Raw genomic sequence first — 13,821 nt, forward strand, 5'->3', positions numbered from 1 at the left:
GGCCGTTTGCCACGCCGTGGCGTTGGCCGGCGGTTCGACACTGGAGAAATTGCGCAATGAGCTTGAAAGCTGTCGAAGAGAAAGATGACAAGAAAGACAAACCCCTGGGCAGTCAAAGCCTGTTCCGCGGATTGCAACTGATTGAGATCCTGAGCAACTTCCCTAACGGCTGCCCACTGGCGCATCTGTCTGAGTTGGCCGGCATGAACAAAAGCACCGTCCATCGCCTGCTGCAAGGGTTGCATACCAGCGGATATGTGACACAGGCGCCGTCGCCCGGCAGCTATCGCCTGACCACCAAGTTCATTTCGGTCGGCCAGAAAGCGCTTTCTTCGCTGAATATTATCCACGTTGCCGCACCACATCTGGAGCAGCTCAATCTTGAGGTGGGGGAGACGGTAAACTTCTCCAGCCGTGAAGACGACCACGTTATTTTGATCTACAAGCTGGAGCCCACCACCGGCATGATGCGCACTCGTGCCTATATCGGTCAGCATATGCCGCTGTACTGCTCGGCGATGGGCAAGATATTTATGGCCTACGGCAACAGTGATTATCCGGAACACTACTGGCAGACACATCAGCATGAGATCCAGACGCTGACGCGCAATACCATTACCGAATTACCGAAGATGTATGAGGAATTGGCCGACATTCGCAAACAGGGCATGGCGATGGATCGCGAAGAAAATGAGCTGGGCGTGTCCTGCGTAGCGGCGCCGGTGTTTGATATTCAACAGCGGGTGCCCTACGCGGTATCGGTATCGTTGCCGACCGCCAAACTGCAGCAAATCGGCGTTAAAGCCCTGATTAAGCCAGTGCTGGCAACCGCACAGCGCATTTCTCAGGAGCTGGGTTTTGTCATTCCCGCCTGATTATTAGCATTGCTGATAGTTGATTAGAAATATCAATTTCACCTAATAATTTTTTCCTCCTATGATGCGCGTGTTGACCGACACGCGCCGCTGACCGGCGCACTCTTTCTGTGAGGAATACCATGCTAGCTGTCTTTCTGCAGGGCTTTGCCCTGAGCGCCGCGATGATCCTGCCGCTGGGCCCGCAAAATGTTTTTGTCATGAACCAGGGCATCCGCCGTCAGTATCATCTGATGGTCGCCTCACTGTGCGCATTGAGCGATGTTGTGTTGATTTGCGGGGGGATTTTCGGCGGGAGCGCGTTGTTGAGTCGTTCGCCGTTGCTGCTGGCGTTGGTCACCTGGGGCGGGGTTGCCTTTCTGTTGTGGTACGGCTGGGGGGCGTTTCGCACCGCGTTCAGCCGCCAATTGGCGCTGGCAACGGCCGAGGAACTGAAGCAGAGTCGCTGGCGGCTGGTGGTGACCATGCTGGCGGTAACCTGGCTTAATCCGCACGTTTATCTCGATACTTTTGTGGTGTTGGGCAGCCTGGGCGGTCAGTTGGCGCCGGACGTTCGTTCCTGGTTTGCGCTGGGGGCGGTGAGCGCGTCGATTCTTTGGTTCTTCGCGCTGGCGCTGTTGGCTTCCTGGCTGGCACCCTGGTTGAAGACCCAAATGGCACAGCGCGTCATCAATACGCTGGTCGGCGTGGTGATGTGGGGCATCGCATTGCAATTGGCCTGGCAGGGCGCAAGTTTATAAGAATTTGTCACTAATCCGAATTCAAAAGCCCGTGCGATATGCTACGTTTGATGCCAAGGAACCGGCCGTTTTCAGTCGAGAAAGGCCGGTAATCAGTTACAGCCTGTCATCAAGGAGACTCTGTGAAGCTTAAAGCATTGGCTATGGCCGCAATGATTGGATTAGGGACGTTACCGCTGGCGTTGCAAGCGGCTGAAGTGCCGGAAGGGCCGCACGTGGTGACCTCTGGCACTTCAAGCGTTGATGCCACTCCAGATATCGCCACCCTGGCGATCGAGGTCAGCGTTTCTTCTAAAGACGCGGCACAGGCGAAGAAGCAGGTCGATGAGCGCGTAGCGCAATATTTTGATTTCCTGCAGAAAAACAATATCGAGAAGAAAGACATCAGCGCCGCAAATCTGCGCACCCAGCCGGAATACGATTACCTGAAAACCGGTGAGTCGGTGCTGAAAGGCTACCGTGCAGTTCGTCAGGTGCAGGTAACTCTGCGTCAGTTGGATAAGTTGAACGAGCTGCTGGACGGCGCGTTGAAGTCTGGCCTGAACGAGATCCGCGCCGTTGAGTTGGGCGTAGCCAAACCGGATGTTTACCGCGAGCAGGCGCGTCAGAAAGCCATCGAGAACGCCACGCAGCAGGCGGCTTCACTGGCGAAAGGCTTCAACGCGAAACTGGGGCCGGTTTACAGCATTCGTTATCACGTCGCCAACTACCAGCCGATGCCGGTAGCGCGCATGTACAAAGCGGCGGGAGCCGCTGCGGAAAGCGACGTGGCGCAAACCTACGAGCAGCAGAGCATTCACTTTGACGATCAGGTCGATGTAGTCTTCGAGCTGCAGCGCAACACGGCGCAGTAACATACCCGTCATACTTGAAGCTGCATCTGTGTTGGCTGCAGGCAGTCACCCCAGTCACTTACTTGAGTAAGCTCCTGGGGACTCCCGCCCTGGCCGCGTTACTCGGCAAAGCCTCGCCCCGTTGGGGCCAGCGCAAGCGCATCACAACAAAACCCTTGGTTTTGTTGTGATGCAACTCCAATTATCTAGGGTATAAGTCAGGTTTTTCAAACTGCTGATAAAACCTGTTATTAGCGAGAGCGTGCTGAAGTGGTCAACGGCCCGGAGGGGGATACAGGGATGCATCCCACAATAGCCTCTCGGTACGCGAGATCGGGGAATCTCGGACTTAAAACAACTTTGTTAGTAATCTGAGGTTCGCTGCGGCGAACCTTTTTACCTTTTAATCCTGACGCAGAACCTGACGACCGTGCTCCAGCAGGGCATCGGTCACTTTACGCATCATGCGGCTTTCCGGCGCGAAGCGGTGCCAGAACAGCATGCGGCGCTGGAACAGGCCCGGTGTAAGGTCGATAAGCTCGCCCGACTCCAACTCTTTCTCAATCTGCAGATGCGGGATCATACAGCAGGTGGTGCCCTGCCGAGCCAACTGCACGAAGGCTTCCGATGAGTTCACGATATGACAGGGAACGCTGCCCGGCGACAGATCAAAGTTCTGCTGCAGGAAAGCCTGGTGCATGTCATCGAGATGGTCGAACGCCACCGCCGGCGCTTTTAGCAGCGCAGAACGCGTGACGCCGTTCGGGAAGTAGCGCTCGGCAAAACCCTTCGAGGCGACAAACAGATAGTCCAGCGCACCCAACCGGTCTACCAGGCAGCTCGGCAGCGGCTGCGGTTGGATACTCACCGCGCCGACCACTTCACCGCGCCGCAGACGTTCCTGAGTACGGGTTTCGTCTTCCACCTGGAGGTTCAGGCGGATAGGGGAGTCCGTCAGCACCGGTTTTAACGCCGGCAGCAGCCAGGTGGCCAGGCTGTCGGCGTTGACCGCCAGCGACAGCAGCAACGGCGTGTCGATACCGGTGTCGTTGCCCAACCACTCTTCTTCCAGCAACTCGACCTGGTGCAGCAGCGCCAGCAATTTTTGGCCCTGCTCGGTCGGGCGCGGCGGTACGGTGCGGACCAGCAGCGGTTGGCCGAACAGGTTTTCCAACTGCTTAATGCGCTGGGATACTGCCGATTGGGTGATACAAAGCTTTTGCGCGGCGCGCTCAAAGCCGCGCTCACGGATCACCGCGTCCAGCGCTTGCAGCGTTCGATAGTCTGGGCGTTTCATCGGAAAGATATCCCTTACAGTAATAGATACAGGCACTATGCCACATCTGGGGTGTTTTACAGGTGGAAAATCACCGCGCGACTTTACCGCGACGCGCCTAAAAATGCGGCTTAGGGTGAAGAAGTGTGATCCTGCCTGAGTGAAAAATAGCGATTTACCCTATAATACGCACACGTTTTCGTACAGAGGCAATGGACATATTATGACGCAGGATGAACTGAAAAAAGCGGTTGGCTGGGCCGCGCTGGATTACGTAACCCCTGGCACCATCGTTGGGGTAGGTACCGGCTCCACCGCCGCCCACTTTATTGACGCGCTCGGCTCGATCAAGCACCAAATCGAAGGGGCGGTGTCCAGCTCCGACGCCTCCACCGCCAAGCTGAAAAGCCTCGGCATCCACGTGTTCGACAGCAACGAAGTGGATTCTCTGGATATTTACGTTGATGGTGCGGATGAAATCAACCGCCAGATGCAGATGATCAAAGGCGGCGGTGCCGCGCTGACTCGCGAAAAAATCATTGCCGCCATCGCGCGCAAATTTATCTGCATCGTCGATGCCAGCAAGCAGGTCGACGTGCTGGGCAAGTTCCCGCTGCCGGTCGAAGTGATCCCGATGGCGCGTTCCTATGTGGCGCGTGAACTGGTGAAGCTGGGTGGCTTGCCGGAATATCGTCAGAATGTGCTGACCGATAACGGCAACGTGATCCTCGATGTGCACAACCTGAGCATCGTCGACGCCATCGCGCTGGAAAACAAAATCAACGGTATCGCCGGCGTGGTGACCGTCGGTTTGTTCGCCAACCGCGGCGCCGATGTGGCGCTGGTCGGCACGCCTGAAGGTGTGAAAGTCGTCGAATAACCGCATGTGTTAGCAGGGGCGTCGCCATGGCGCCCCTCTGGAATACTATCTTGGATCCCAGCGGACCGCATAATTCACTGGCTAAAATATCTTTTCTTTAAAGCGCCAAATTTGGTGACATATGTCACATTGTCAGCGTTAGCTCCACAAAGCTTCTGTCTATTTCTTTCCCTATGGCATTTTCTGCCACAAACCGCCAACATCGCTGAGCCTTGTACTGACGGGCGGGCAATCGTTTGTATTGCCGCCCGCGTTATTTTTGTTATGTTGGATGCGTGCTGTTAACAACAGCCGCTTCTGAAGTCTGAACATAGGGTCGGGTAAATGGCAAAAGTATCATTGGAGAAAGACAGGATTAAATTCCTGTTGGTGGAAGGGGTTCATCAGAGCACGGTAGATAATCTGCTGGCAGCCGGATATACCAACATTGAATATCACAAAGGTGCGTTAGACACCGAAGCGCTTAAGGCATCCATCCGCGATGCTCACTTCGTCGGCATCCGATCGCGTACGCATCTGACCGAAGAAGTCTTCGCCGCTGCAGAAAAGCTGGTGGCGGTAGGGTGTTTCTGCATCGGCACTAACCAGGTTGATCTGAAGGCGGCGACCAAACGCGGCGTTCCGGTGTTTAACGCACCTTTCTCTAATACCCGATCCGTGGCCGAAATGGTGCTGGGCGAACTGCTGCTGATGCTGCGCGGCATTCCATCCGCCAACGCCAAAGCGCACCGCGGCGAATGGCAAAAATTGGCCGTGGGCTCGTTTGAAGCGCGCGGCAAGAAGTTGGGGATTATCGGCTACGGCCATATCGGTACCCAACTGGGCATCCTGGCCGAAGGCCTGGGCATGAAAGTGTTCTTCTACGATATCGAGAACAAGCTGCCGTTGGGCAATGCTCAGCAGGTGCGCCACCTGTCAGACTTGCTCAATATGAGCGATGTGGTGACGCTGCACGTGCCGGAAACCCCTTCAACCAAAAACATGATGGGTGCAGAAGAGCTGGCACTGATGAAGCCGGGCTCGATTCTGATCAACGCTTCGCGCGGCACCGTGGTGGATATTCCGGAACTGTGCAAGGTATTGGCCAGCAAGCACTTGGCCGGCGCGGCGATCGACGTCTTCCCGGAAGAGCCTGCGACCAACAGCGAGCCGTTCAACTCACCGCTTTGCGAATTCGATAACGTGATCCTGACCCCGCACATTGGCGGTTCCACTCAGGAAGCGCAGGAGAATATCGGTGACGAAGTGGCCGGCAAGCTGGCGAAATATTCCGACAACGGCTCAACCCTGTCGGCGGTAAACTTCCCGGAAGTGTCCCTGCCGGCGCATGGGCCTAACGCCAGCCGCCTGCTGCACATCCATGAAAACCGTCCGGGTGTACTGACGCAGATTAACCAAATCTTCGCTGAAGAAGGGGTGAACATCGCCGCGCAGTACCTGCAAACCGGTGCGGAAATCGGCTATGTGGTTATCGACATTGAAGCGGAAACCGAGCGTGCCGATGCGGCATTGCAACGTATGAAGGCGATTGACGGCACTATCCGTGCTCGCTTGCTGTTCTGATTGAACGTGCTGTAACTAATAAAGGCCGGATTTATCCGGCCTTTTGCTATTTAACGATCTGCCAAACCCAATTCTGCGCGGGGGTAACAATCTCCGGCAGCGGAATATCCCAGTGTTCCACCGGCACCTGTTCGACCTGCTGGCAATCATGGGCCAGGCCTATCGGATAAGGGCCACGGTGTTGCCAGTTTTGCAGCGTGCGATCGTAGAAGCCACCCCCCATCCCCAGGCGCTGGCCCGCGCTGTCAAAGGCCACCAACGGCGTCAGTACCACGTCGAGCGAGCCCAATGGCAGCACGTGGCGCACGTCGAGCTCGGGCTCGAGAATGTTGAAGCGGTTGTGCACCAGCGGCGTTTCAGGGGTGTAATGCAGGAATAACAGATTACCCTTGCTGAACGGGTGCAATACGGGCAGATAAACCTGCTTGCTCAACTGCCACAGCCGTTCAATCAACGGGCGGGTATTTAGCTCACCGTCGAACGACAAAAATACCGCGATATTCTGCGCTGCCAGGATGCGTGGATGTGCAGCGATGCGTTCAGCTATCTGCAGGGAGGATTGTTGTTGTTGTTCAGGCGTTAGAGCGCGTCTACGCTGACGGATTTGATTTCGGATATTTTGCCGCTGCTGGGCATACTGGGCTTGAAAAGACATAGTCAGCACACATACCGCTGAGGAAGGGGGAATCTCCGAGATGCCGTCGCAGGCTGTAACCCTTGAACCCATGGTTCAAGGTGAACGTGCTGTCGCAATCTTAAGGCTTCTCGGCGGGCCGAGCATGCACACCGATCGCGGATCATCACATTCTGTTGGTACTAAATATCGGCTCAGGGGACTGGCCCGCTGGCGAACATCTCAGAGAAATTTTTTACTCATTGCCAAAACCTGAGGTTTCAGCAACTTAAGTTATTCGAATTGTGCATCCTGACGTTCAGAGATGCGACCCTGTTCAAGCAAAGCCTGTTCAATGGTCTGTTGCAGCATGCGAATGCGTTGTTCCATATTGGACGCATAATCACGGGTTTTCAACCGTTCTTGAGCAAGTTCATGACAAACGTTCAATGCTGCGATGAAAACGAGCTGCTCAGTATTTGTGACTCTAGTGCGAACTTTAAGATCTTGCAACCGTTCGTTAAGATCGACCGCGGCCATGTTCAACGCATCTTGTTGTTCTGGCGGGCAATTGACTCTTAAAGAGCGACCAAAAATTTGAATATCTACCGGTTGTGCAGACATGCCACCTTCCTGCCTAAATTTCGCGCCAGCCCCAGCTTGCCCTGACCGGGCCTACCAAAGCGGGCGCCACTATATATACCTCGGTACCAAGATACAACCCCTTTTTCAGTACCTGGTTGTAATCTACTGCGTCAGACATTACCAGTCAAAAAAGGGTTTCAAAATGCGTATTTAGCGTCATTTCGTCCCCTGCCGGCAGCGTGTGAGTTCTGACACATCACGATTATAACTAGCCACTGAGGTGTCGCGCTTATCTGGTACAGCGACGGACCTTGGTGGTAGCATAACACGAACTTATCCTGCCAACGATGACGAATGCGCATGTCTATACAGAATACATTTCCAAGTTACCAATCTTTGACCGTTGCTCTCAACCAGCAAGCGGTGGCGTTAACCGCAGCAGAAATGCACGGCCTGATCAGCGGCCTGCTGTGCGGTGGCAGCCGCGACGCTGGCTGGCAATCGCTGGTCTACGATCTGACCAATGAAGGCGTGGCCTTCCCGCAGGCGCTGAGCCTGCCGTTACAGCAACTTCATGAAATAACGCGTGAAACGCTGGAAGACGACGACTTCATGTTCCAATTGATGATGCCGGAAGGCGAAACCGTCAGCGTGTTTGACCGCGCCGATGCGCTGGCCGGTTGGGTGAATCATTTCCTGCTGGGGCTGGGCATGATGCAGCCGAAGCTGGCGCAGGTGAAAGACGAAGTGGGCGAGGCGATCGACGATCTGCGCAATATCGCTCAGCTCGGTTATGACGAAGACGAAGACCAGGAAGAGCTTGAGCACTCTCTGGAGGAAGTGGTGGAGTACGTGCGTGTGGCGGCCATTTTGTGCCACACCGAATTTACCCGCCATAAGCCGACGGCGCCGGAAAATGCCAAACCGACCTTGCACTAAACACCCGATTTCACGTCCTTAGCGGCCGTGAGCACAGGCAGATTGATTTCAGGAGAAGGTGATGACTCAGCAGGAATTCAACGGCCGCCGTCAGGCGCTGTTGGCTAAAATGGCTCCGGCCAGCGCGGCAATTATTTTCTCTGCGCCGGAAGTGACGCGCAGTGCAGATACCGAATATCCCTACCGTCAGAACAGCGATTTCTGGTATCTGACCGGCTTCAACGAACCGGGTTCGGTGTTGATTCTGGTCAAGAGCGACGAGACGCACAACCACAGCGTGCTGTTCAACCGGGTGCGCGACCTGACGGCGGAAATCTGGTTTGGCCGTCGCCTGGGGCAAGAAGCGGCTCCGGCGAAACTGGGCGTGGACCGCGCGCTGCCGTTCGATGAAATCAACGATCAATTACCCCTGTTGCTCAATGGCCTGGACGTGGTTTACCACGGGCAGGGCCAATACGACTACGCCGATAAAATCCTGTTCGACGCGCTGGACAAGCTGCGTAAGGGTTTCCGCCAGAATCTTCAGGCACCGGCGACCGTGACCGACTGGCGTCCATGGGTGCATGAAATGCGCCTGTTCAAATCGTCTGAAGAGCTGGCGATCATGCGCCGCGCCGGTGAAATCAGCGCGCTGGCCCATACCCGCGCGATGCAGAAATGCCGCCCCGGCATGTTCGAATACCAGCTTGAAGCGGAAATTCATCACGAATTTACCCGCTTTGGCGCTCGTTATCCGTCTTACAACACCATTGTCGGCGGCGGTGACAACGCCTGCATTTTGCACTACACAGAAAATGAAAGTGAATTGCGCGATGGCGATCTGGTGCTGGTCGACGCCGGCTGTGAGTATAAAGGCTACGCGGGCGACATCACTCGTACCTTCCCGGTCAACGGCAAGTTCAGCCGGCCGCAGCGTGCGGTGTATGACATCGTGCTGGCATCGCTGACGCGTGCCCTGGAGCTGTTCAAACCGGGTACCAGTATCCGTGAGGTCAATGATGAGGTGGTACGCATCATGATCACCGGGCTGGTGGAACTGGGGATCCTGAAGGGCGGAGTGGAGCAGTTGATTGCCGAACAGGCCCATCGTCAGTTCTACATGCATGGACTTGGCCACTGGCTGGGGCTGGATGTGCACGACGTTGGGCATTACGGCACGCCAAACCGTGACCGCACGCTGGAGCCGGGCATGGTGTTTACCGTCGAGCCAGGGCTGTACATCGCGCCGGATGCCGACGTGCCGGAAGAGTACCGCGGCATGGGCATTCGCATTGAAGACGACATTGTGATCACTGCCAACGGTAATGAAAACCTGACCGCCAGCGTAGTGAAAGACGCTGACGCCATCGAAGCACTGATGGCGGCGGCAAGGTAACGGCATGAGCGTAATTATTGTTGGCGGCGGCATGGCGGGCGCGACCTTGGCGCTGGCCATTTCATCGCTCACTCAGGGAAGAATGGCGGTTGATCTGGTCGAAGCCACCCGACCGGACGATCGTAGCCATCCGGGGTTTGACGCCCGCGCCATTGCCTTGGCGCAGGGCACCTGCCAACAGTTGACGCGTATCGGCGTTTGGCCGGCATTGCGCGATTGTGCGACGGCCATCACCGAGGTACACGTCAGCGATCGCGGTCACGCCGGGTTCGTTAATCTGTACGCGCAAGATTATCAGGTTGACGCGCTAGGGCAGGTGATTGAACTGCACGACGCCGGGCAACGGTTGTTTGCGTTGCTGGCCAAGGCACCCGGCGTCACGCTGCATTGTCCGGCCAGAGTGGTCGATGTGGTGCGCACGGCGGAGCAGGCCGAGGTATTGCTGGATAATGGTCGGCGTATCAGTGGAAAATTGCTGGTGGCAGCGGACGGCTCGCGCTCGGCGCTGGCTCAGGCCTGTAATCTGCAATGGCAGCAAAGTGACTATCCGCAGTTTGCCACCATCGCCAACGTAACCACGGCAGTGCATCCGCAAGGGCGTGCCTTTGAGCGTTTCACCCGCTACGGGCCTTTGGCGCTGTTGCCAATGTCCCAGGGACGTAGCTCATTGGTGTGGTGCCATGCACGCGAAGATCGTGAACAGGTTGATGCGTGGGACGATGCACGCTTTATCAATGAATTGCAGCAGGCGTTCGGCTGGCGATTGGGGCGGATCCTGCGTGCCGGTAAGCGCCACAGCTATCCGCTCAGCCTATTGACCGCTAATCAGCACGTCAGCCATCGGCTGGCTCTGGTGGGCAATGCCGCCCAGACGTTGCATCCGATCGCCGGTCAGGGGTTCAACCTTGGCCTGCGCGACGTGATGTCGCTGGCGGAAACGCTGGCCCAGGCACAGCAGGACGGGGAAGATCCCGGTGGCTATGCGTTGTTGAGTCGTTATCAACAACGCCGCCAGCAGGATCAGCAAGCGACGATTGGCGTCACCGACGGTTTGATCCGGCTGTTCGCCAACCGTTACGGTCCTTTGGTGGTCGGACGTAATCTCGGTCTGATGGCGATGGCCCAATTGCCGGCGGTGCGTGATGCCTTTGCCAAGCGGACTTTGGGATGGGTAGATCGCTAGGCAATAATCAGTAGCGGCGCAGCGTGTTGCGCCCAAAAGCGCTGGGCAATCACTGCGCAGCGCGTCATTTAAGGAAATTAAGCAGCATGCAATCATTTGACGTGGTTATCGCCGGTGGCGGTATGGTGGGGCTGGCACTGGCTTGCGGATTGCAGGGCAGCGGCCTGCGCGTTGCGGTGCTGGAGCATCAGCAACCGGATATGACACCGCCGTCGCCACAGCCGGCACTGCGCGTATCCGCCATCAACGCCGCCAGCGAGCGCCTGCTGCAGCATATTGGCGTCTGGGACGAGATCCTCAACCTGCGCGCCAGTGCCTATAACGCGATGGAAGTGTGGGATCGCGACAGCTTCGGCAAGATTGCCTTCCGCGGTGACGAATGCGGCTTCAGCCACCTCGGCCACATCATTGAAAACTCGGTGATCCAGCAGGCGTTGTGGAAACGGGCGGCAAGCCTGAGCGATGTCACGCTGATTACCCCGGCGGCGCTCAAACAGGTAGCCTGGGGCGAAAACGACGCGTTTATCACCCTCGAGGACGGCCGCATGCTGACTGCCCGGCTGGTGATCGGCGCCGACGGCGCTCACTCCTGGCTGCGTCAGCATGCCGATATCCCGTTGACCTTCTGGGACTACCGCCATCATGCGTTGGTGGCCACCATTCGCACCGAAGAGCCGCATTTGGCGACGGCGCGTCAGGTATTCCACGGCGACGGCATTCTGGCATTTCTGCCGTTCAGCGATCCGCATTTAAGCTCCATCGTCTGGTCGGTTGCTCCTGAAGAGGCCGAACGCCTCAGGCAACTGGAGCCCGAGCAGTTTAACCGTGAGTTGGCGATGGCCTTCGATCTGCGCCTTGGCGCCTGCCAGTTGGAAAGCGAACGCCAGACCTTCCCGTTGACCGGGCGCTATGCACGCAGCTTTGCTGCACACCGTCTGGCATTAGTGGGCGATGCTGCCCATACCGTGCATCCGTTGGCTGGCCAGGGGGTCAACCTGGGCTTTATGGACGCCGCCGAGCTGATCGCCGAATTGCGCCGCCTGCAACGTCAGGGCAAGGACATCGGTCAACACCTGTATCTGCGCCGCTATGAGCGTCGTCGCAAACACGGTGCAGCGGTCATGCTGGCCAGCATGCAAGGGTTCCGCGAACTGTTTGACGGCAATCACCCGGCGAAGAAGTTGCTGCGCGATGTCGGGCTGCGGCTGGCTGACAGCCTGCCGGGCGTGAAGCCGAAGCTGGTGCGCCAGGCTATGGGCCTGAACGATCTGCCGGATTGGCTGGCCTGATCACCGCCTGAGAGAGACCGGTTTGCCGGTCTTTCTGTCTTGTTTCCCCGTAGCGTTATCGCTCTCCAAAGGCGCAGATCTGCGCCTTATGCCCATAGCTTTTCCTTATATAACCCTTCATTTGAAATAATCTAATTTCAGGCTGTTTTTACCATTACTTTTTCTAATTTCATAACCGGTTATCAAAAGTCGAAATTCCGTCTCTGGCCGTGGGTTTGTTATATAACTTCGGATTTTTGGTGCTCTAATTGTTGGTTTTGTGCCTTAAAGCGCAGTTTTCCAGTTTAAAACTCTGCACACTAGCCCAGCTTTTTACTGGCGCAGAACGCCGTCCAGCCTATTTTAACTTATGGTTAATGTGGTCGTTCGGTGATAACGTCAGGGCAAAGGTATCGTTTGCGTCGCGGCGATTTGCCGCAGTTTTTGTCAATTTCGACGCAGCGTTTCTGTTGGGCAGTCAGTGCGCCACGCAATCCGGCCACGAGCCATAATCTGACGTATTGCGTAGCAGCACCCTATCTTCAGCTTCTGAGTGGAATGAGGGAAAAGATGGCAAAGCAAACCCCACTGTACGACCAGCACGTGGCGTGCGGTGCGCGCATGGTAGATTTTCATGGCTGGATGATGCCGCTGCATTATGGCTCCCAGATCGATGAGCACCACGCCGTGCGTCAGGATGCCGGTATGTTCGACGTCTCCCATATGACCATTGTTGATTTGCGCGGTGCCCGTACCCGCGAATTCCTGCGTTACCTGCTGGCGAACGATGTCGCCAAGCTCACCCAGCCTGGCAAAGCGCTGTACACCGGCATGCTGAACGCGTCCGGCGGCGTAATCGACGACCTGATCGTTTACTTCTTTACTGAAGACTATTTCCGCCTGGTGGTGAACTCCGCCACACGCGACAAAGACCTGGCCTGGATCGAAGAACACGCAGCGCCGTATGGCGTAACGCTGACGGTGCGTGACGATCTGGCGCTGATTGCAGTACAGGGCCCACAGGCCAAAGAACGCGCGGCTACCTTATTCACCCCGGAACAAAAAAACGCGGTTGAAGGCATGAAGCCTTTCTTCGGCGTGCAGGCAGGGGATCTGTTTATCGCCACCACCGGTTATACCGGCGAAGCGGGTTATGAAATCGCCCTGCCGAAAGAGCAGGCGGCGGATTTCTGGCAGCAACTGCTGGCGGCGGGCGTTAAGCCAGCCGGGCTGGGCGCGCGTGACACGCTGCGTCTGGAAGCTGGCATGAACCTGTATGGCCAGGAGATGGATGAAAGTATTTCGCCGTTGGCCGCCAACATGGGCTGGACCATCGCCTGGCAGCCGGAAGATCGTCAGTTCATCGGTCGTGACGCGCTGGAAAAACAGCGTGAGCAGGGCACCGAACAACTGGTCGGCTTGATCATGACGGAAAAAGGCGTATTACGTAATGAGCTGCCGGTGCGTTTCACCGATGCGGCAGGCCAGACGCATGAAGGGGTGATCACCAGCGGTTCATTTTCACCGACCCTGGGCTTCAGCATCGCCCTGGCCCGCGTCCCTGCCGGTATCGGCGAACAGGCTATCGTACAGATTCGTAACCGTGAAATGCCGGTCAGGGTCACCAAACCTGGCTTTGTGCGAGCCGGTAAGTCACTGATTAATTAATTTTTGTTTATTGATTCTTTATT

13 protein-coding genes and 1 other RNA gene are annotated in these 13,821 nt (G+C 56.5%); 10 read left to right on the top strand and 4 right to left on the bottom strand.

Translation table 11 applies throughout. The features are described 5' to 3' along the window. Positions 1-56 precede the first annotated feature (56 nt). From ACMGG1_RS03405 to ACMGG1_RS03415, 3 genes are all read left to right on the top strand, one after another. Positions 57-875 carry an IclR family transcriptional regulator gene (locus ACMGG1_RS03405; protein ID WP_020828506.1) on the top strand — a complete coding sequence of 273 codons (819 nt, stop codon included), beginning with the start codon at positions 57-59 and terminating at the stop codon, positions 873-875. Between the two features lie 122 nt (positions 876-997). Continuing rightward, a complete protein-coding gene (gene argO / locus ACMGG1_RS03410; RefSeq protein WP_020828505.1) occupies positions 998-1,615 on the top strand; it encodes an arginine exporter ArgO in 618 nt (205 codons plus the stop codon). 122 nt (positions 1,616-1,737) lie between these two features. Next, on the top strand, positions 1,738-2,469 hold the full coding sequence (locus tag ACMGG1_RS03415) for an oxidative stress defense protein (protein WP_071888896.1): 732 nt from the start codon (positions 1,738-1,740) through the stop codon (positions 2,467-2,469). Positions 2,470-2,851: 382 nt separating this feature from the next. Here ACMGG1_RS03415 and ACMGG1_RS03420 read toward each other — a convergent pair whose 3' ends face one another. Further along, positions 2,852-3,745 (bottom strand): LysR family transcriptional regulator ArgP, encoded by an 894-nt coding sequence (locus ACMGG1_RS03420; RefSeq protein ID WP_020828503.1) that lies wholly within the window; start codon positions 3,743-3,745, stop codon positions 2,852-2,854. Positions 3,746-3,947: 202 nt separating this feature from the next. Here ACMGG1_RS03420 and rpiA point away from each other — a divergent pair, with 202 nt between their 5' ends. Next, the gene (gene rpiA / locus ACMGG1_RS03425; RefSeq protein WP_020828502.1) at positions 3,948-4,604 is read left to right on the top strand and encodes a ribose-5-phosphate isomerase RpiA; all 657 of its coding nucleotides are present in this window, start codon (positions 3,948-3,950) and stop codon (positions 4,602-4,604) included. Positions 4,605-4,928: 324 nt separating this feature from the next. Further along, positions 4,929-6,167 (top strand): phosphoglycerate dehydrogenase, encoded by a 1,239-nt coding sequence (gene serA, locus ACMGG1_RS03430; protein ID WP_020828501.1) that lies wholly within the window; start codon positions 4,929-4,931, stop codon positions 6,165-6,167. 46 nt (positions 6,168-6,213) lie between these two features. Here serA and ACMGG1_RS03435 read toward each other — a convergent pair whose 3' ends face one another. The 3 genes from ACMGG1_RS03435 to zapA form a co-directional block, all read right to left on the bottom strand. Next, positions 6,214-6,822 carry a 5-formyltetrahydrofolate cyclo-ligase gene (locus ACMGG1_RS03435; RefSeq protein ID WP_020828500.1) on the bottom strand — a complete coding sequence of 203 codons (609 nt, stop codon included), beginning with the start codon at positions 6,820-6,822 and terminating at the stop codon, positions 6,214-6,216. Between the two features lie 28 nt (positions 6,823-6,850). Continuing rightward, positions 6,851-7,033, bottom strand: a non-coding RNA gene (gene ssrS / locus ACMGG1_RS03440) — 6S RNA. A gap of 41 nt (positions 7,034-7,074) precedes the next feature. After that, positions 7,075-7,404, bottom strand: coding sequence for a cell division protein ZapA (gene zapA, locus ACMGG1_RS03445; protein WP_012146623.1), 330 nt, complete (start codon positions 7,402-7,404; stop codon positions 7,075-7,077). A 321-nt stretch (positions 7,405-7,725) separates the two neighbouring features. Between zapA and ACMGG1_RS03450 the strand changes: the two genes are divergently transcribed. The 5 genes from ACMGG1_RS03450 to gcvT all read left to right on the top strand — a co-directional run bounded on the left by ACMGG1_RS03450 (position 7,726) and on the right by gcvT (position 13,798). Beyond that, positions 7,726-8,304: a YecA family protein gene (locus tag ACMGG1_RS03450; RefSeq protein ID WP_041414927.1), complete on the top strand. Its 579-nt coding sequence runs from the start codon at positions 7,726-7,728 to the stop codon at positions 8,302-8,304. A gap of 61 nt (positions 8,305-8,365) precedes the next feature. Next, entirely contained in the window at positions 8,366-9,679 is a 1,314-nt protein-coding gene (gene pepP, locus ACMGG1_RS03455; protein WP_262256163.1) for a Xaa-Pro aminopeptidase, read from the top strand. A gap of 4 nt (positions 9,680-9,683) precedes the next feature. After that, on the top strand, positions 9,684-10,862 hold the full coding sequence (ubiH, locus tag ACMGG1_RS03460) for a 2-octaprenyl-6-methoxyphenyl hydroxylase (protein ID WP_130015843.1): 1,179 nt from the start codon (positions 9,684-9,686) through the stop codon (positions 10,860-10,862). An 86-nt stretch (positions 10,863-10,948) separates the two neighbouring features. Further along, the gene (gene ubiI, locus ACMGG1_RS03465) at positions 10,949-12,151 is read left to right on the top strand and encodes an FAD-dependent 2-octaprenylphenol hydroxylase (RefSeq protein ID WP_262256162.1); all 1,203 of its coding nucleotides are present in this window, start codon (positions 10,949-10,951) and stop codon (positions 12,149-12,151) included. A 549-nt stretch (positions 12,152-12,700) separates the two neighbouring features. Then, entirely contained in the window at positions 12,701-13,798 is a 1,098-nt protein-coding gene (gene gcvT / locus ACMGG1_RS03470; RefSeq protein ID WP_048760857.1) for a glycine cleavage system aminomethyltransferase GcvT, read from the top strand. Positions 13,799-13,821 lie beyond the last annotated feature (23 nt).

The organism is Serratia sp. BNK-12, from assembly GCF_047456085.1.
Lineage (GTDB): Bacteria > Pseudomonadota > Gammaproteobacteria > Enterobacterales > Enterobacteriaceae > Serratia > Serratia liquefaciens.

What these genes read in the sequence shown, in the direction of transcription:
- ACMGG1_RS03405 (WP_020828506.1), top strand. Translation starts at nt 57, where the DNA reads ATGAGCTTGAAAGCTGTCGAAGAGAAAGATGACAAGAAAGACAAACCC.
- argO (WP_020828505.1), top strand. Translation starts at nt 998, where the DNA reads ATGCTAGCTGTCTTTCTGCAGGGCTTTGCCCTGAGCGCCGCGATGATC.
- ACMGG1_RS03420 (WP_020828503.1), bottom strand. Translation starts at nt 3,745, where the DNA reads ATGAAACGCCCAGACTATCGAACGCTGCAAGCGCTGGACGCGGTGATC.
- rpiA (WP_020828502.1), top strand. Translation starts at nt 3,948, where the DNA reads ATGACGCAGGATGAACTGAAAAAAGCGGTTGGCTGGGCCGCGCTGGAT.
- serA (WP_020828501.1), top strand. Translation starts at nt 4,929, where the DNA reads ATGGCAAAAGTATCATTGGAGAAAGACAGGATTAAATTCCTGTTGGTG.
- ACMGG1_RS03435 (WP_020828500.1), bottom strand. Translation starts at nt 6,822, where the DNA reads ATGTCTTTTCAAGCCCAGTATGCCCAGCAGCGGCAAAATATCCGAAAT.
- zapA (WP_012146623.1), bottom strand. Translation starts at nt 7,404, where the DNA reads ATGTCTGCACAACCGGTAGATATTCAAATTTTTGGTCGCTCTTTAAGA.
- ACMGG1_RS03450 (WP_041414927.1), top strand. Translation starts at nt 7,726, where the DNA reads ATGTCTATACAGAATACATTTCCAAGTTACCAATCTTTGACCGTTGCT.
- pepP (WP_262256163.1), top strand. Translation starts at nt 8,366, where the DNA reads ATGACTCAGCAGGAATTCAACGGCCGCCGTCAGGCGCTGTTGGCTAAA.
- ubiH (WP_130015843.1), top strand. Translation starts at nt 9,684, where the DNA reads ATGAGCGTAATTATTGTTGGCGGCGGCATGGCGGGCGCGACCTTGGCG.
- ubiI (WP_262256162.1), top strand. Translation starts at nt 10,949, where the DNA reads ATGCAATCATTTGACGTGGTTATCGCCGGTGGCGGTATGGTGGGGCTG.
- gcvT (WP_048760857.1), top strand. Translation starts at nt 12,701, where the DNA reads ATGGCAAAGCAAACCCCACTGTACGACCAGCACGTGGCGTGCGGTGCG.